At 70.0% G+C, this 15910-nt stretch carries 18 protein-coding genes; 9 read left to right on the top strand and 9 right to left on the bottom strand.

Features of this window, described 5'->3' with window-relative positions:
* Nucleotides 1-3 precede the first annotated feature (3 nt).
* Nucleotides 4-711: a (2Fe-2S) ferredoxin domain-containing protein gene (locus BM060_RS01870; RefSeq protein ID WP_074976845.1), complete on the top strand. Its 708-nt coding sequence runs from the start codon at nt 4-6 to the stop codon at nt 709-711.
* Nucleotides 708-1613, top strand: a complete 906-nt coding sequence (locus tag BM060_RS01865) for an ABC transporter substrate-binding protein (protein ID WP_074976843.1) — start codon at nt 708-710, stop codon at nt 1611-1613. Before BM060_RS01870 ends, BM060_RS01865 begins: the two co-directional genes overlap by 4 nt.
* A gap of 6 nt (nt 1614-1619) precedes the next feature.
* Here the strand turns inward: BM060_RS01865 and BM060_RS01860 are convergent, their stop codons facing one another.
* From BM060_RS01860 to BM060_RS01830, 7 genes are all read right to left on the bottom strand, one after another.
* The gene (locus tag BM060_RS01860; RefSeq protein WP_074976840.1) at nt 1620-2645 is read right to left on the bottom strand and encodes a Csu type fimbrial protein; all 1026 of its coding nucleotides are present in this window, start codon (nt 2643-2645) and stop codon (nt 1620-1622) included.
* A gap of 15 nt (nt 2646-2660) precedes the next feature.
* On the bottom strand, nt 2661-5048 hold the full coding sequence (locus BM060_RS01855; protein WP_074976838.1) for a fimbria/pilus outer membrane usher protein: 2388 nt from the start codon (nt 5046-5048) through the stop codon (nt 2661-2663).
* 8 nt (nt 5049-5056) lie between these two features.
* Nucleotides 5057-5773 (bottom strand): fimbrial biogenesis chaperone, encoded by a 717-nt coding sequence (locus BM060_RS01850; protein WP_245322993.1) that lies wholly within the window; start codon nt 5771-5773, stop codon nt 5057-5059.
* 8 nt (nt 5774-5781) lie between these two features.
* A complete protein-coding gene (locus BM060_RS01845) occupies nt 5782-6327 on the bottom strand; it encodes a Csu type fimbrial protein (RefSeq protein WP_074976833.1) in 546 nt (181 codons plus the stop codon).
* A 44-nt stretch (nt 6328-6371) separates the two neighbouring features.
* Nucleotides 6372-6911, bottom strand: a complete 540-nt coding sequence (locus BM060_RS01840; RefSeq protein WP_074976831.1) for a Csu type fimbrial protein — start codon at nt 6909-6911, stop codon at nt 6372-6374.
* A gap of 269 nt (nt 6912-7180) precedes the next feature.
* Nucleotides 7181-7945 (bottom strand): CbtA family protein, encoded by a 765-nt coding sequence (locus BM060_RS01835; protein WP_074976827.1) that lies wholly within the window; start codon nt 7943-7945, stop codon nt 7181-7183.
* A gap of 18 nt (nt 7946-7963) precedes the next feature.
* Nucleotides 7964-8179: a CbtB domain-containing protein gene (locus BM060_RS01830; protein ID WP_074976825.1), complete on the bottom strand. Its 216-nt coding sequence runs from the start codon at nt 8177-8179 to the stop codon at nt 7964-7966.
* Between the two features lie 195 nt (nt 8180-8374).
* Between BM060_RS01830 and BM060_RS01825 the strand changes: the two genes are divergently transcribed.
* From BM060_RS01825 to ddlA, 4 genes are all read left to right on the top strand, one after another.
* Complete coding sequence (locus BM060_RS01825) at nt 8375-8923, top strand: histidine phosphatase family protein (RefSeq protein ID WP_074976823.1); 549 nt, start codon at nt 8375-8377, stop codon at nt 8921-8923.
* A 49-nt stretch (nt 8924-8972) separates the two neighbouring features.
* Nucleotides 8973-9386 carry a VOC family protein gene (locus BM060_RS01820; RefSeq protein WP_074976821.1) on the top strand — a complete coding sequence of 138 codons (414 nt, stop codon included), beginning with the start codon at nt 8973-8975 and terminating at the stop codon, nt 9384-9386.
* Between the two features lie 18 nt (nt 9387-9404).
* Complete coding sequence (locus BM060_RS01815; protein WP_074976819.1) at nt 9405-10229, top strand: aldo/keto reductase; 825 nt, start codon at nt 9405-9407, stop codon at nt 10227-10229.
* Nucleotides 10230-10621: 392 nt separating this feature from the next.
* Nucleotides 10622-11716 carry a D-alanine--D-alanine ligase gene (gene ddlA, locus BM060_RS01810; RefSeq protein WP_074976816.1) on the top strand — a complete coding sequence of 365 codons (1095 nt, stop codon included), beginning with the start codon at nt 10622-10624 and terminating at the stop codon, nt 11714-11716.
* A 21-nt stretch (nt 11717-11737) separates the two neighbouring features.
* Here the strand turns inward: ddlA and BM060_RS01805 are convergent, their stop codons facing one another.
* Nucleotides 11738-12091 (bottom strand): hypothetical protein, encoded by a 354-nt coding sequence (locus BM060_RS01805; protein ID WP_083426707.1) that lies wholly within the window; start codon nt 12089-12091, stop codon nt 11738-11740.
* 421 nt (nt 12092-12512) lie between these two features.
* On the opposite strand from BM060_RS01805, the gene BM060_RS01800 reads away from it, so the two are divergent.
* From BM060_RS01800 to BM060_RS01790, 3 genes are all read left to right on the top strand, one after another.
* Entirely contained in the window at nt 12513-12941 is a 429-nt protein-coding gene (locus BM060_RS01800) for a hypothetical protein (protein ID WP_009618985.1), read from the top strand.
* Nucleotides 12942-13178: 237 nt separating this feature from the next.
* Nucleotides 13179-13772: a lipopolysaccharide core heptose(II)-phosphate phosphatase PmrG gene (gene pmrG, locus BM060_RS01795; protein ID WP_061561201.1), complete on the top strand. Its 594-nt coding sequence runs from the start codon at nt 13179-13181 to the stop codon at nt 13770-13772.
* 91 nt (nt 13773-13863) lie between these two features.
* Nucleotides 13864-14673 (top strand): class I SAM-dependent methyltransferase, encoded by an 810-nt coding sequence (locus BM060_RS01790; RefSeq protein ID WP_074976814.1) that lies wholly within the window; start codon nt 13864-13866, stop codon nt 14671-14673.
* A gap of 899 nt (nt 14674-15572) precedes the next feature.
* Here BM060_RS01790 and BM060_RS01785 read toward each other — a convergent pair.
* On the bottom strand, nt 15573-15910 hold a 338-nt coding region (locus tag BM060_RS01785), incomplete at its 5' end, for an integrase core domain-containing protein (RefSeq protein WP_143096582.1).

Here is a 15910-nt window from a genome sequence, read left to right as displayed (position 1 = left end):
GCCATGGACCAGGCGCTGCTGATCGTCGGCCCCCTCGCGGGCGCCCAGGGCGAGGCCTTGCGCGCCGAGCTGGCGGCGTCCCACCGCGCCGTGACGCTGGTCGATACCAGCGACGGCTTCGATGCCCTGTGGCCGGCCATTCGCACGCAGCTGCGAGCGGGCAGGGTGCTGCTGCTGGTGGATATGGAACCGGCCAGCGACGGCGCCTACCTCGACTGGCTGCGCGGCGAGGTGGCGCAACTGGCCGGCGACTTTCCCCAGGCGCCGTGCCCGCGGGTGACCGCCTCGGCCCTCGGCCGTCGTGGCCTGGACGCCCGCCTGGTCGGCGCCGCCATCGACGACGGCCGCCAGCAACTGGAATGCCGCACCGTCGGCCCGGTGCCGGAACAACCGGACTGGTCGGCGCCGCCGCCGCACAAGCGCCAGGTGTTCCTCTGCACCGGCCCGCGCTGCGTGCGGCGCGGTGCCCTGCCTTTGTGGAAGACGCTGCGCCGCGAACTGGCCAGGCGCGAGCTGATCGAAACCGCCGAAGGCGTGCTGCTGACCCGCACCGGTTGCCAGTTCCCCTGCAACCGCGGGCCGCTGCTGACGGTCTACCCGGACCGCTGCTGGTACGGCGTGCGTGACGAGGCCGAGGTGCTGTGGGTGGTGGAGCAGCACCTGGCGGGCGGCGAGCCGGTGGCCGAACTGCTGATCGAGGGCGCGCCATGAAAGGCTTCGCACTGCTGCTGGGGCTGCTGGTGGCGACGCCGGCCCTGGCCGCCGAGGACTACCGCAACTGCGGCGAGACCTGGCACCTAGCCAAGGTGCCCGAGCGCATCCTCGCGCTCAACCAGCACGCCGCCGACCTGCTGCTGGAACTGGGCGCCGGGGAGCGGCTGGCGGGCGTGGCCTATCTGGACGACCCGGGGCCGCAGTTGCAGGGTGACCGCTACCGCGGCGTGCCCGTGGTGTCGGCGCGCTATCCGTCCACCGAACTGCTCTATGCGTTGCGCCCGGACCTGGTGGTGGGCGGCTTCGCCACTGCCTTCGACCCCGGGCGCGGGCGCGCCGAACTGGCCGCCGCCGGGATCGCCAACTACCTGCTGGAGGCGGCCTGTGCACAGCGCACGGGAGATGGCTTCGGCAACGTGCGCGACGACCTGCGCACCCTGGGTCGGCTGCTGGGCGTCGAGGCACGGGCCCAGGCGCTGATCGACGCCCAGCAGGCCGACCTGCGCGCGGCGGCCGCCAGGGCTGACGGCCGCGCGCCGCTGCGGGTGTTCTACCTCGACAGCAGCGACGCCGGCCTGGCCAGCCAGGGCGGGCGCGGCTTCGTCAGCGAGCTGCTGCGCGCCGCCGGGGCGCGCAACCTGTTCGAGGCGGTGGCGCTGCGCGGCTACCTGGCCAGCCCCGAGACGCTGCTCGCGGGCGACCCGGACGTGATCCTGCTGGCCGATGCGCGCTGGTCGCCGGCGGCGGAGAAGGTCCGCTACCTGCGCGCGCACCCGCTGCTCTCGCGGCTGCGCGCGGTGCGCGAAGGGCGTTTCGTGACGCTGCCCTTCAGCCAGTTGGTGCCAGGCGTGGAAAGCGGCCGCGCGGCACGGTCGCTGGCCGAGGCCCTGTATCCCTGAGCACGCTCAGAAGCGCACGTCCACCACCACGCTGTCGCTGTAGGTGCCGGCCGGCGGAGTGGGCTGGTCGGGGAGGATTTCCGCGCGGTAGTCGAAGCCCTGGTAGGTGAGGCCGTCGAGGCTGCCGGGGTTCAGTTCGGCGCTGCTGCTGGGGCGCCTTTCAGTGCCCGCAGAGCCCCAGCGCTCGCTGCCGCTGCTCGACTTGTACAGCTCGTAGGCCAGGCGGTTGCCGCCGCTGGCCATGCGCCGCTGGCCGCCGCTGGCGTTGACGCCGTCGCTCAGGCCGACGTCGTAGCTCGTGCCCTTGGAGCAGCGCACCTGGATGCGCTGCTGCACCGGGCGGAAGCCGGCGATCAGCGGCGCGCTGCCGAAGTTCACGGCGGGCGCGCTGAGCTGGCAGTCGCGGTTGACCTGCACCACCAGCTGCATGCTGGTGAGCACGCCCGTACCCCAGTTGCTCGGCGCCGAGGTGCAAATCTCGGCGATGCAGCCGCCGCTCACTCCGGGCGTGATGTCCCAGCCGGGGAAGTAGCAGGCGCCCAGCACGCGGCCCGCCACGCAGATGCGCCACTGCCAGCGTAGCTGGATGGTGGCGGTGTAGGTGCCGGGCGCCACGTTGGCCGGGCGCAGGCGGGCGTGCAGGGGGAACTGCGAGACGTCCGGCGCGCCGCCGGGAAACGGGAAGTTGGAGTAGTTGTAGAACTGGCCCTGCCGTAGAGGCAGGCTCAGGCCGGCGTTGCCGTACAGCTCGAAGGGGATGGCGTCGCCCGTGGCGGCATTGCGCAGCACACCGCCGTTGAGGTTCTCCGGGAGCAGGCGTATCCAGTTCTCGCGGATCGGATAGCCCTTGAGGCTGCACCGGGCGCCGCCGGAGAGCTGCATGGCCGGAACGCCGCTGGCGATGGTCATCGAGCCGTGGCTGCCGAAGCTTGCCCTGCCGGGGTTGATCGTGCATTGCTCGGTCTCGGTATGGGCCAGGCCGGTAAGTGGCGCCAGGGCCAGGAAGGGCAGCAGGTAGCGCAGTGTGGTCATGGTCGGCTCCAGGGTTCAGCGGCAGGGCAACGGGCCCAGCTGCGCCAGTTCTTCGGCCTGCGGGTCGAGGTCGAAGACCAGGCTGCAGGCCTGGCCGTCGGGCAGGCTCACGCGCAGGCGGTTGTGCGCCTGCAGGTGTTCCAGGTAGACCAGTCCGTCCCAGCCCACGGGCACGGGCGGGCCGCCGTTGACGCGGGCCTGGGCGCCGATCGGCAGCGGCCGGCCGTGGCTGTCGTGCAGCAGCAGGCTGGCGGCCAGCACCCGCTGCAGCGGGAAGCGCAGCAGGTAGCCGCTGCCGGAGCGCACCGCCACGCGCTGCTCCACCAGCGGCGCCACGACGTTGGAGGCCAGGCCCAGCGGGTCGATCTCGTACTTGCCGGCGTAGTAGGCGCTGCTCCAGGGCACCAGCAGGTGGCCGTCGGCGTTGGTGTGGCCGACCAGCTGGTTCTCGTAGCGCACCGGAACATCGGCATGGCCGTCGGTGCTGACCAGCACGAAGGCGTCGTGCACGCGGTTGCTGGGGAACAGCGCGCCGTCCATCCAGGCCACGGCGCCGCCGGCGTCGAGCCAGTGGGTGTAGTCGCCGGCGCTACCGTACAGGCCGCCCCGGGCCTGTAGGTGCTGGCCGCGCCAGTGCAGCGCGGCCTGGCGCCAGGCGCCGCCCTGGGCGTTGTCGGCCAGGCCGAGGTTCCAGCCGAAGCCGCCCTCGGTGGGCGCCGACTGGCTGTAGTCGAGGCGCCGACTGCCGCGACCCTCGGCGTCGTGCTCGACGCTGGCGCTGAGGGTGCCGCGCAGGTCGAACGGCACCACCAGTTGCACGACGCTGCTCCACCTGCCGTTGCCCAGCTCGCGGTTGGCGGATAGGTAGAGGCTGGCGTCGCCCCACAGCGAGCGGCTCCAGGACAGGTTGAGCAGGCGCGTGCGGCTGCCGTCGCCGGTCTCCACCTCGAAGTAGCCGGCGCCCAGGCTGCCCCAGTCGTCCAGGGCGAGGCTGGCGGTGGCCTGGGTGCTGCGGCGGGAGGGCGAATAGCGCCGCCCTCGCTCGTCGTCTTCGTCTTCGGCCGTCGTCCCGCGCCACTGGTGTTCCTGGGCGAGGTGCGCCAGATCGCGGTAACCGGCGTCGCGCTGGCTGCGCTGTATGGAGAAGCTGAAGCGCCGCGCGCTGTACTGGTAGCCGAAGCTGAACTGCCGCCCGCCGTCGCCGTCCTGGCTGCCATGGCTGGCGGCGGCGTTGAGCATGCCCAGGGTGCCCAGCCGCAACACGCCGCCGATGCCGCCCATGGCGAGGCCGGTGGCGCCCTCGGCCTGGGCCTGCAGGGTGAAGTAGTCGCTCAGGCCGTGGCGCAGCGATGCGCTGGCGGCACCGGTGCCGTAGGCGAAGTCGTCCTCGCCGTAGCCCTGGCGCAGGCTGCCCAGGCTGAGGGCGAAATCGCTGAGGCCCGGGCGCAGCAGGTCGCTGCTGACGTAGAAGGGCACGCTGGTGGAGACCTGGCGGCCGAGGGCGTCGGTTGTCTGCAGCACCGCCTGGCCGGCGCCGTTGATGTAGGGCAGGCCGCCGATGCTGAAGGGGCCGGGCTGCAGCTGGTAGCTGCTGTTGCGGTAGCCGTCGATGAACAGGTCCAGGGTGCTGGGCAGCGCCGCCTCGCCGGCGAAGCGCGGCAGCGGATAGGTGACGATGTCGGGGCGGATGGCGAAATCCCGGGACAGCTGCACGCCACCCAGGCGCACCGGCGTGGCCCAGGATTGCGTGCGGCTGACCAGGTCGCCGACCTCGTAGGTCAGCGCGCGTTCTTCGTCGGCGTAGCGCCAGGCGCTGTCGTAGCGCAGGTAGCGGCTGCGCTGCGCCGAACCGCCGAAGGGCTGCTGGTAGACGCCGCTGTGGCTGAACACGCCGAAGTCGCCGAACAGGCGCAGGTCGCTCCAGGCCGAGTGGATGTCCTGGCCGTCCCGCGGGCTGCTGGCGTACAGCTGGTAGTCGAGCAGGGCGCCGAAGCTGCTGCGGGCCGGCATGCGGGCCTGCGGCGCGGCGCCTTGCAGATGCTGTTCCGCCAGCCAGTGCGCCGGCACCTGCAGCAGCAGGCGCTGGTTGGCGGCGTCGTAGCGCACTTCGACTTCCGGCAGCCCGGCGAGGTCGAGCGGGCCGTCGCGCGTCACCGGCAGGCCGAGGGCGCGCAGGTCGGCCGCATCCATGCGCAAATGCCCCTGGCGCCTGTCCACGGCCATGACCTGGCCGCTCGGCCGCAGGTTCACCAGCACCTCCAGGTACAGGCGGGCATCATCGACCAGGACGTTGGACTCCCGCGGCGGCAGGGGCAGCGAGGCCGCCGCCGGGGGCTCGCCTGCGCACAGCAGGGCGGCTCCGGCGAGCAGCGCGGGGCAGCGGCGCGGCGACTGGCGGCCCATGGCCCGGCTCAGCGGGGCGCGGCGGCTATCTCGCCACCTTCGCCGTTGACCTCCGCCCGCAGGCGCCCGCCGCCGCTCAGCGGCCGTGGTAGCGGCCAGCGCATGCTGGCGCCGGCCAGCACGTAGCCGAGCAGGCCGTCCTCGATCGCCTGGTTGCCGCCAGGCCGTTCGAGGACCACCTGCGTCAGACGGGCATGGCGTGGCCCGCGGTTGCGCACCTCCAGGTAGGCCTTGCCGCCTTCGACGAGCTGGCGCCAGTCCAGCGCCGGGCGCTCGGCGCTCTTCGCCCCCAGGCCCTCGCCATAGAGGAACAGGGGAACCGAGTAGCGCATCTGGAAGCGGATGCCATTGCCTTCGGCGGGCGCCGGCGAGGCCTGCGGCGTGGGGATTTCGTCGATGAGAATGCGGTAGGCGCGCTCCGTGCCCGGGGCGCTGGGCGCCAGGCGCGTCAGCCGCACCAACTGGCGGGCGCCCGGTTCGACGCGGAACATCGGCGGGCTGCCGACCACCTCGTGCTGCACCTGGTAGTGTTCCTCGCCGCCGCGCTGGCTCCAGGCGAAGATGCGCACCTGCAGCTGGGCCGGCTGGTTGCCGTGGTTCTCCAGCCAGAGCGCGCTGGCGCGCTGGTCGTGCTCCAGCGCCGGGTCGATCGGCCAGATCAGCAGCGAGCTGCCGGCCCGCGCCGCGCCGGGCAGCAGGACGAGCAGGGCGAGGAGCAGGGCCATCGGGGCGCTCACCATGACAAGGTCACCCCGAGGCGGTCCTGGTAGCGCCCGGACGCCTGGTTGCCGGGCAGCCGCAGGGCGGCGTTGATCGGCAGCCGGATGTTCTCGGCGTCGTCGTAGTCGACGCGCACGCTGGCGTTGACCGGGATCTCCTGGCTGAGGCCGGCGTCGAGGTACAGGCGGTAGGCCAGCTGCGCTTCGCCTGCGCGCAGGTGGCGCAGGCCGCCGGCGAGGTGCAGGCCGCCGTTCACCGTCATGCGCAGGGTCACGCCGGGGGTGCAACTGAGGGTGACGGCGCTGTTGGGTGACAGCCGGGTGCTGATGCCGGCGGTGGAAGCGGGCGGGTGGCGGCCGAAGTCCAGGCGCCCGAGGTCGCCCAGGTTGCTGCCGTTGCCGGGCACCGCGTGGTTGACCAGGCAGCCGCGGGTGACGCTGGCGGAAACCCGGAAACTGGCGCGGGTGTCGGCGCTGGCCGTTTGCAGCGGCGCCAGGGTGGCGAGCAGTACGGCCGGCAGCAGCGTGGCGCACCGGCACGGCAGTGGGTGAGGTGTCATGGCAAGCCCCAGGCGGGTCGAGGATGGACGGGCCCCGCGGGGCGTCAGAAGTCGATGGTGACGGTCAGGGTGTCCTGGTACGTGCCGCTCGGCTTGGGCCTGGTATTGGGCGCGATGGAGCCATGGATGGGGATGTTGACGGTCGCGCCGCCGGTGGGGATGGGGAAGGAGACGAACTGGTCGACGGCGTATTCCTTGGTGTGCTGGGCGTCCTGGTACACCTTGTAGGCAACGGTGTCCGGGCCGGTGTTGAGCTTCAACATCCGATCGCCCCGCCGGCCGCCATCGATGGCGACCTTGAAGGCCTTGATGTTCGGATCGCAGGTCACCTGAAGCGTGCCGCCTTGCGGGCTGATCAGCTGGGTTTTCAACGTCGTGTCCCAGGTCGGGCCGACCCTGCCGAAATCGAGTTCGCCGAAGTCGTTGGTGCTGTCGAGCACTGCGCTTCCACCCACCTGGCAGCCCTTGGATATTTCCAGGTAAACCTCCACGTCGCCGTATACCTCCGCCAGTGCCAGTGCTTGCTCCAGGGGCAGGGCCAGCAGGGTGCCGGCGAATATGTGCTTGAGCAGGTTGTGCGTCATCGTCTTGGCCTCGATAAGGGATCGGCGGAAATCTTCCCCAGGAATGGCCAATCTGAACCAGATGAAAAGGCGGACGAAAACGTAGGTTTATTCGCCAGATTAAGCAGGTGTTTTTTGTAGGCTGATGTAGGCCTCGCAGGCCTCAAGAATCGGCGGGTTTGTCTACAAGGCCGATGGGGGAGGGTATATGGAAAAAGCGGGGATATGGCGGGGTAGGAAAGCGGGTCCCGATGGCGGGACCCGCGGCGGAAATGGCTGGCCGGAAGCGGTCAGGCCTTTCCTATGAACGATTGACTCAGCGGCTTGGACTCGATCCACCAGCCGAAGACCAGGCCGACGGTGCTCCAGAGGATCGCCTGGATGCCCAGGGACACCAGGCGGAACTGCCACAACAGGTCGGCCGGGAAGTCCGCCGGCACTTCGCGCACGGCCGGGAACAGGACCGCGGCGACGATGCAGACCACCACGTACAGGGCCACGCCGGCGATGGTGCCGGCCCAGGCGCCGTGGCTGGCGCTCAGGCGGCGGGCCAGGTTCAGCGCGATGGCGGCGGCGGCGATGGACACGGCGATCATCAGGAAGAACAGCGTGGTGCGCTGGCGGATGGTTTCCGGGTCGCCCACCGACGGCGGGTTGGCCGGGTACTTCAGGCTCGGCACCAGGTACAGGGTGACGAAGGCCGCCAGGGCCAGCAGGGCGCTCAGCGCGCGCGGGCTCAGGTGCCCGGAGCGGCCGAGCCGGTAGGCGAACACCAGGGCGAACAGGCCACCCATGGCGGCGCTGTAGACCACCACGCCGGTGAGCAGGCCGATGCTGGCCTGGACCTCGCGGCTGACCAGTTCTTCCTCGTGGTCATGTGCGGCCATGCCGCCGTTGGCGGCGGCTTCCTCGGCCTCGTGCATGGCCGACATCTGTTCTTCGAAGGCGATGGCGCGGTCTACCTCGGGCTCACCGAAGAGGCGGGCGAAACCGAAGGCGAGCAGGCCCGCCAGGACGCCGACGAGCATCCCGCGCAGCAGGAGTTTTCCAGTCATGTCAGGGAGTCCCCGGGGTCAGTGGCAGGGGAAGCCCAGCAGGTGGCGGCCGTCGTGGACGAATTCGTGCACGTACATGCCCTTGAACATCGAGGTGGCGCCCTGTTCGGCGCCGACGAAGTACAGCGCCAGGAGCAGCAGCAGGCCGCCGAAGATGGCCCACGGCAGCAGTTCGCCGAGCGGGATGACGGGGAGCGATACGCCGGCATCGGCGTGGGTGGCTGAATGAGCCATGGAGACCTCCTAGGATTACGCGTCCTGAAATGGTGGGCGATCTGTTTTTGTAGGGAAGGGTCTGACTCTCGGCCTTGGGACCGAATACAGTGGCGCGACCGTGCCGGGTTTTCACCGGCTTCCTTCCAAGTAACAAGATGCTACGAGAGCGTCGGCCAGTGTAAACCCCGGCGCCTGCGAATGGGAGAGAATTCGATGCCGAGCCGCCTGAGCTTCGTCTGCCACGGGCGCACCGCCGCCCAGCGCCAGGGCCGTTTCGCCCAGGCCGACGAGCCATTGGAACCGGGCCAGGACGAGCGCCTGGCCGAGCGCCGCGCCGGGCTCAAGGCGCCGCGCCGGGTGCTCTGCGCCCCCGAGCTGCGCGCCCGGCAGACCGCCGCCGCCTGGGGCGCCGAGCCGCAGCTGCTGGAAGCCCTGCGCGACTGCGACTACGGTGCCTGGCGCGGGCAGAGCCTGGAGGCCCTGCAGGCCACGGCGGCGCAGGACCTGGCCGCCTGGCTGACGGACCCCGCCGCCGCGCCCCACGGCGGCGAATCCCAGGCGCAGCTGTGTGAGCGCGTGGGCGCCTGGCTCGACGCCTTCGACGAGGACGGCCACTTCATCGTCGTCAGCCACCCCGCGGTGCTGCGCGCCGCCGCGTTGCACGTGCTGCGGGCCGGCGCGGCGGCGTTCAACGCCATCGACGTCGAACCGCTGGGCGTGCTGCGCCTGGTCCGCAACGGGCGCTGGCGCCTGCGTCTGTGACGGGCCGCGGTCTATGCTGTGTGGGCCCCAGCGCCACGAGGAGACCGCCATGGCCAGCCATCCCCGCCTGATCCCCTGCCTGCGCTACCGCGACGCGCCGGCGGCCATCCAATGGCTGTGCGACACCTTCGGCTTCGTCCGCCAACTGGTGGTGGACGACGGCGAAGGCGGCGTGGCCCATGCCCAGCTGTGCCTGCCCGACGGCAGCGGCATGCTGATGCTGGGCTCGGCGGTGGACAACGAATACGGCCGGCTGATGCGCCGGCCCGAGGACGTCGGCGGCTGCACCCAGAGCCTGTACCTGCTGGTGCCCGACGCCGAGGCCCTGTACCGCCGCGCGCTGGACGCCGGCGCGCAGATGGTCATCGACATCCGCGACGAGGACTACGGCGGCCAGGGCTTCACCTGCCGCGACCCCGAGGGCCACGTGTGGAGCTTCGGCACCTACGACCCCTGGCATTGAACGAAGAAGGAGCAAGGCATGAAAGAGGTGGTATTCGCCGATGGCGCGCGCGTTGCGGCCATCGGTCAGGGCACCTGGCGGCTGGGCGAGGACAGGGCGGCGCGCAAGCGCGAGGTGGCGGCCCTGCGCGAAGGCATCGAGCTGGGCCTGACGCTCATCGACACCGCCGAGATGTACGGCGAGGGTGGCTCGGAAGAGGTGGTCGGCGAGGCCATCCGCGGCCTGCGCGAGCAGGTCTTCCTGGTCAGCAAGGTCTACCCGCACAACGCCAGCGCCCGCGGCGTGCCGGCGGCCTGCGAGCGCAGCCTGAAGCGCCTGGGCACCGACTGCCTGGACCTCTACCTGCTGCACTGGCGCGGCCAGTACCCGCTGGAGGAAACCGTCGAGGCCTTCGAGCGCCTGCGCCAGGACGGCAAGATCCGCCGCTGGGGCGTCTCTAACTTCGACCTCGACGACATGCAGGAACTGGGCGCCCTGCACTGCGCCACCAACCAGGTGCAATACAGCCTGGAAGAACGCGGCATCGAATGGGACCTGCTGCCCTGGTGCCAGGAACAGCGCATGCCGCTGATGGCCTACTGCCCGGTAGGCCAGGGCGGCCACCTGCTGCGCAATGCCACCCTGCGCGAAGTGGCCGAACGCCATGGCGCCACTCCGGCGCGGGTGGCCTTGGCGTGGTTGATCCGCCAGGGTGGGGTGATCGCCATTCCCAAGGCGGTGGAGGCTGTGCATGTCCGCGACAATGCGGCGGCGCTGCAGTTGCGGCTGGATGGGGAGGATCTGGCGAAGCTGGATGCGGCCTTCCCGCCGCCGCGGCGGAAGATGCACCTGGCGGTGGTTTGAGGCTGGGCTGGCTTTTCCGGCTTTTCCGGCTTTTCGGCTTTCTGGCTTTTGGCTTTTCGTAGGAGCGAGCTTGCTCGCGAACGGTGCCTCCCGGATATGCAGGTGTTCGGGCGTGGCTCCGCCCCCTCTCCCTAACCCTCTCCCTGAAGGGAGAGGGGACCGTTCGGCGCGGTCTGGTTTTCCCGAGTCAGCCGGCAAGCGCGGTGATTTCCGGCTGAAACCATACCTGCTCTCGGCACGGACAAGCCCCCTCTCCCTTCAGGGCGGGGCGCGCAGCCGAGGGCTGGGGAGAGGGTGCTCTTCAGAATAGGCCCCACCCCACCCGACCACCGCTCCTATAAAAATCCCCACCACCATGATAAGAAGCGCCCATCAGCAAGCTGGAGGCAGTTATGAGCAAGTTGCGTGTCGGGGTGATTTTCGGTGGGCGTTCGGCGGAGCACGAGGTGTCGCTGCAGTCGGCGAAGAACATAGTCGATGCCCTGGACCGCTCGCGGTTCGAGCCGGTGCTGATCGGCATCGACAAGGACGGCCGCTGGCACCTGAACGACGCCTCCGACTACCTGCTCAACCAGGAGAACCCGGCGCTGATTGCGCTCAACCGCTCCAACCGCGAGCTGGCCGTGGTGCCCGGCAAGGCCGAGCGGCAGCTGGTGGAAACCGGCAGCCGCCAGTTGCTCGACCACGTCGACGTGATCTTCCCCATCGTCCACGGCACCCAGGGCGAGGACGGCTGCCTGCAGGGCCTGCTGCGCATGGCCGACATCCCCTTCGTCGGCGCCGACGTGCTCGGCTCGGCCATCTGCATGGACAAGGACGTGAGCAAGCGCCTGCTGCGCGACGCCGGCATCGCCATCACCCCCTTCATCACCCTGACCCGCGCCACCGCCGCGCGCACGCCCTTCGCCGAAGCGCAGCGCCAACTGGGCCTGCCGCTGTTCGTCAAGCCGGCCAACCTGGGTTCCTCGGTGGGTGTCAGCAAGGTCGAGGACGAGGCCGGCTACGTCGCCGCCGTGCAAGAGGCCCTGGCCTTCGACGACAAGGTGCTGGTGGAGGCCGCGGTGAACGGCCGCGAGATCGAGTGCGCGGTGCTCGGCAACGACGAGCCCATCGCCAGCGGCTGCGGCGAGATCGTGGTGCGTGGGGGCTTCTATTCCTACGACAGCAAGTACATCGACGAAGACGCCGCCCGGGTGGTGGTGCCGGCGGACATCGATGCCGCGGCCTGCGAACGCATCCGCCAGCTCGCCGTGGAAGCCTTCCAGGTGCTGGGCTGCTCGGGCCTGGCGCGGGTCGACGTGTTCCTCACCGGCGATGGCCAGGTGCTGGTCAACGAACTCAACTCGCTGCCCGGCTTCACCCGCATCAGCATGTACCCCAAGCTCTGGCAGGCTGCCGGCATGAGCTACAGCGAACTGGTCAGCCGGCTGATCGACCTGGCCCTGGAACGCCACGCCGCGCGCCGCCGCCTGCAGACCAGCCGCTGAGGCGGGCGCGGCGGGGGCCGGTTACTCCGGGCGTTCCTCGTGGGTGCGCTGGTGCGCAGCCTCGAGCAGTGCCTGGGTGTCGGCGTGGAGCATGCGCAACGTTGCGCTCCAGCGCGCCAGGTCCCACTGCGAGGCACTGGCGGCGGGGTGCTCCTCCAGCAGGTCGAGCACGCCGCCGAGCGCCCGCAGGCGCTGCAGGGCCGTGTCGAGCAACTGTGTCGAGGGTGCCAGCGTGTCGATGTAAAGCACTTCGGAGAAGGCCTGCGAGCTTTCCGGAAGGGGTTTGAATTCACGAATCCTGAAAGACTCTTGCTGAATGCCCGGGCGGGCGTTCTTCGCGCGGAGGGGCGCGGGCTTGGAAGGGAACTGGTGCATTTCCTTACGCTCCTTGGACCGGATGGAACCCGCCGCTTCCGTTGCGACACGGAGGGCGGCGAGCCGTGCAGGGGTCGCAAACCGGAGGTCCAAGGAGAATCCGGCCAGGCGGAAGCCTGCCCTGCACGGCCAGCCATAACCAAGGCAAGCGCGACGCACGTGGCGCCTTTGCTTTGAATGCTGCTGCTGTGCTGAAGGACCTTTGGGTTGCGACACCCTGTCATGGCAAACGCCATGACGGCGGGAAGACTATCGATCCGGCTCGTGGGAGCTGAGCGTTATGTGCTGTAGGGAAATTCCTTGATGAGGGTTTTCTCGAAGGCGTTCCCGGTTTGCCGAGGCCGTGCCCGGTGGCTGCAAATTTGACCGTCCAGCCTCTACACTCCTCGAAGTCACATTGGCCAGCCTAAGGAGCCAGACAATGAGTTCTTCCTCGCGGACGGTATTGGCGGCGGCGCTGGCGGCGCTGCTGGTTGCTGTTGTTCCGGTCGCACACAACCCGGCCTGGGCCGAAGACGCCGCACCGCCCAGCGGCATGGAGGCCGACGACCAGCAGGGCCCGCTGGGCGACCTCAGCGAATACGGCCGCCTGGCCGAGGAGTCGCTCGACGCGGTGGGCGCCGACGACTTCGCCAGCGCCCGGGCCAAGGTCGACGCCCTGCAGGCCAAGTGGCGAGCCGCTGCCGCCGAGCTCAAGCGCAAGAGCCCGGAGGACTGGAAGGCCGCCAACGCGGCGGTCGAGGGCGCGGTGCGGGAACTGCACGCCAAGTCCCCGGACAAGGACCGCAGCCTGGATTCGCTGAACACCCTGCTGTCCACCTTCAACGACATCCAGGGCATCAGCGACTGACGCCCGCCCGGCCAGGGCCCGCCGACGGCCCTGGCCCTGCGGGTCGTCGGCATCCCGAGCGGCGGTTGGCGCTCAACGAAATCCTCACATTCGCCTCGCGGAGTTTTCACCTTCGCCCGTGCAGGATGGCGGCCAGCATCCGGCAGCGTGCCGGGTGCGTCCCGAACCATCGAGCGCGAGGCCTGTGGCGAAGTGAGGCAGATTCCGGAAACCTGGCGGCGTCCATCCAGACGGGTAATGGCCCTGGCCTGCGGGCTGCTCGGCCTGTTGGCCGTGGCCCTGTGCGGCGCGGCCAGCGTCGCGGCGCAGCGCCCGCCGCTGCCGGGCGAGGACGACCTGGCCCGCCACTGGCGCCTGGGCGAGGTGGTGGTGCTGGTGCGCCACGCCGAGCGCTGCGACCGTTCCGACGCCCCCTGCCTGGGCGCCGAGGACGGCATCACTGTGCGCGGCGGGGCGCTGGCCACGGCCCTGGGCGACGACTACCGCAGCCGCTTCGGCCTGGACAACGCCGACGTCTACGCCAGCCCGCTGACGCGCACCCTGCAGACCGCCAGCCTGATGTTCGGCGACGGCACCCTGGGCCAGGCCTGGGTCGCCGACTGCACCGGCAACCTGCTCAACCACGTGCTGGAACACAAGGCCAGCCACCGCAACCTGATCCTGGTCACCCACAGCGAATGCATGGAGCAACTGGCCCAGGCGCTCAGCCACCGGGACTTGGAAACCCCCGGCTACGGCACCTCGCTGGTGCTGTTCAGCGACGCCCGCGGTGGCTTGCAACTGGCCGGCGAGATTGCCCCGCGGGACTGGGCCCGCCTGCAATTGCGCTGAGCCGACGGCGCCGCTGCGCTTGCGGCATCCGCCGATGCGGTCCTAGGCTTGCGGGGGAGGGCGGTGCCGTCGTCCGCCCCGGGAGCCGCCAATGCCACGCATCCAGCTCGGCGGGGTCAAGGAAACCCTGCTGATCACCTTCTACGCCAAGGCCATGGAAAGCCGCCTGCCCGATTCGCTGCTGCAGGACCGCTTCGCGGCCGCCGCGCTGGCGCGCCTGGACTACGACTTCGCGCGCTTCCGCCTGGGCCGCAGCAGCTACGTCGGCATCGCCCTGCGCGCCTGGAAGCTCGACCGCTGGGCCGCCGAATTCCTCGCCGCCCACCCCGATGCTTGTGTGGCGCACCTGGGTTGCGGCCTGGATAGCCGGGTGTTCCGCCTGGACCCGCCGCCCAGCGTGGCCTGGTTCGAAGTGGACTACCCGGACGTGCTGGCGCTGCGCAGCGAGGTATACCCGGCACGCGAAGGCTGCACGCTGCTGCCCGGCGCGATGGGCGACCCGTCCTGGCTCGACGCGCTGCCCACCGGCCGCCCGCTGCTGATCGTCGCCGAAGGCCTGATGCCCTACCTGCGCGAAGCTGAGGTGAGCGCATTGCTGCGCGGCCTGCTGGCGCGCTTCCCCCAGGGCGAGCTGATCTTCGACGGCTACAACCGCTTCGGCATCCGCATGCTGGGGCTGTTCCTGCCGTTCTGGGCACGCGGCGCCCGGGTGCACTGGGCACTGGACGAGCCCAAGGAGCTGGAGGCGCTGGTGCCGGGGCTGCAGCTGGTCGAGGAGCGCCTCACCTACACCCCCGAGGAATGCCGGCGGATGGCCTGGTCGTCCCGCGCATTCGTGCAACTGATGCAGCGCTGGCCCACCCTGGGCCGTATCGGCCGGTTGCTGCGTTATCGCTGGTAGGGCATGTAACCGTTCGCGGTCATACGCGGCCTGTCTGGCGGCTGCGGCGAGACGCTTTTCGTAGGATGGGTTGAGCTTGCGATACCCATCGGGCCATGGTGATGGGTATCGCTTCGCTCAACCCATCCTACCGGGCTAGCCCGTGCCGAGAGGCGGCCTGGTTTCAGCCGGCAATCCCTGTGCTAGCCGGCTAACGCCGAAATACCAACGCACGCCGAACGGTCCCCTCTCCCTCTGGGAGAGGGTTAGGGTGAGGGGGCCGCAGGCCTGCTCGCTCGATTCCATTCCCCTACGCGCTCCGTGAGGCCATGCACCTGTAGGAGCGGGCCCTGCCCGCGATTCGCGCGCAGGGCGCGCTCCTACAGTGGGAATGACACCGGCGCTCGGGCTTTCCCCTCACCCCGACCCTCTCCCGGAGGGAGAGGGGGCTGCCCGTGCCGGCTGGGAGTGAGGTTTCAGCCGGAGAATCCTTGGTCTCCGGCTGACTCCAACCTCCCCGACTACTCCGAACGGTCCCCTCTCCCTCCGGGAGAGGGTTAGGGTGAGGGGGCCGCAGGCCTGCTCGCTCGATTCCATTCCCCTACGCGCTCCGCGAGGCCATGCACCTGTAGGAGGCCCTGCCCGCGATTCGCGCGCAGGGCGCGCTCCTACAATGGGAATGACATTGGAGCTCGGGTTTTCCCTCACCCCAGCCCTCTCCCGGAGGGAGAGAAGGGGCTGCCCCTACGCGCTCCGTTAGGCCATGCACCTGTAGGAGCGGGCCCTGCGCGCGAATCGCGCGCAGGGCGCGCTCCTACAGTGGGAATGACACCGGCGCTCGGGCTTTCCCCTCTCCCCAACCCTCTCCCTGAAGGGAGAGGGGGCTAGTCTGTGCCGAGATAAGGCCTGGTTTGTGGTGGTCAAATAATTTCGGACACTTCGATAGGTTGTCTGGGTGGCCTGCGCTCGTAGCGGGTGGGTGGCAGATAGCCTAGGCTGGAGTGCAGGCGCACGTTGTTGTAGAAGCCGACGATGTAGTCGGCAATGTCGGTCATAGCCTCAGCATGGTTGGCGTAGTCACGTTGCCAGACCCGCTCCATTTTCAGGTTCAGGAAGAAGCGTTCCATGACCGCGTTGTCCCAGCAATTTCCCTTGCGGCTCATGCTCAAGACCAGGCCATGCCGCTTGAGCAGCGCGCGATAAACCTCGCTGGCGTACTGGCTACCACGATCCGAGTGCACGACCAGGCCTGGCGCTG

The organism is Pseudomonas citronellolis (genome assembly GCF_900112375.1).
GTDB classification, from domain to species: Bacteria; Pseudomonadota; Gammaproteobacteria; order Pseudomonadales; family Pseudomonadaceae; genus Pseudomonas; species Pseudomonas citronellolis.
Note: the sequence above shows the minus strand (reverse complement) of the source record. Positions and strands in the feature narration are given on the sequence as shown.

Bases quoted from the DNA above. Each gene is read 5' to 3' on its own strand.
- BM060_RS01870 (WP_074976845.1), top strand. From the start codon at position 4: ATGGACCAGGCGCTGCTGATCGTCGGCCCCCTCGCGGGCGCCCAGGGC.
- BM060_RS01865 (WP_074976843.1), top strand. From the start codon at position 708: ATGAAAGGCTTCGCACTGCTGCTGGGGCTGCTGGTGGCGACGCCGGCC.
- BM060_RS01860 (WP_074976840.1), bottom strand. From the start codon at position 2,645: ATGACCACACTGCGCTACCTGCTGCCCTTCCTGGCCCTGGCGCCACTT.
- BM060_RS01855 (WP_074976838.1), bottom strand. From the start codon at position 5,048: ATGGGCCGCCAGTCGCCGCGCCGCTGCCCCGCGCTGCTCGCCGGAGCC.
- BM060_RS01850 (WP_245322993.1), bottom strand. From the start codon at position 5,773: ATGGCCCTGCTCCTCGCCCTGCTCGTCCTGCTGCCCGGCGCGGCGCGG.
- BM060_RS01845 (WP_074976833.1), bottom strand. From the start codon at position 6,327: ATGACACCTCACCCACTGCCGTGCCGGTGCGCCACGCTGCTGCCGGCC.
- BM060_RS01840 (WP_074976831.1), bottom strand. From the start codon at position 6,911: ATGACGCACAACCTGCTCAAGCACATATTCGCCGGCACCCTGCTGGCC.
- BM060_RS01835 (WP_074976827.1), bottom strand. From the start codon at position 7,945: ATGACTGGAAAACTCCTGCTGCGCGGGATGCTCGTCGGCGTCCTGGCG.
- BM060_RS01830 (WP_074976825.1), bottom strand. From the start codon at position 8,179: ATGGCTCATTCAGCCACCCACGCCGATGCCGGCGTATCGCTCCCCGTC.
- BM060_RS01825 (WP_074976823.1), top strand. From the start codon at position 8,375: ATGCCGAGCCGCCTGAGCTTCGTCTGCCACGGGCGCACCGCCGCCCAG.
- BM060_RS01820 (WP_074976821.1), top strand. From the start codon at position 8,973: ATGGCCAGCCATCCCCGCCTGATCCCCTGCCTGCGCTACCGCGACGCG.
- BM060_RS01815 (WP_074976819.1), top strand. From the start codon at position 9,405: ATGAAAGAGGTGGTATTCGCCGATGGCGCGCGCGTTGCGGCCATCGGT.
- ddlA (WP_074976816.1), top strand. From the start codon at position 10,622: ATGAGCAAGTTGCGTGTCGGGGTGATTTTCGGTGGGCGTTCGGCGGAG.
- BM060_RS01805 (WP_083426707.1), bottom strand. From the start codon at position 12,091: ATGCACCAGTTCCCTTCCAAGCCCGCGCCCCTCCGCGCGAAGAACGCC.
- BM060_RS01800 (WP_009618985.1), top strand. From the start codon at position 12,513: ATGAGTTCTTCCTCGCGGACGGTATTGGCGGCGGCGCTGGCGGCGCTG.
- pmrG (WP_061561201.1), top strand. From the start codon at position 13,179: ATGGCCCTGGCCTGCGGGCTGCTCGGCCTGTTGGCCGTGGCCCTGTGC.
- BM060_RS01790 (WP_074976814.1), top strand. From the start codon at position 13,864: ATGCCACGCATCCAGCTCGGCGGGGTCAAGGAAACCCTGCTGATCACC.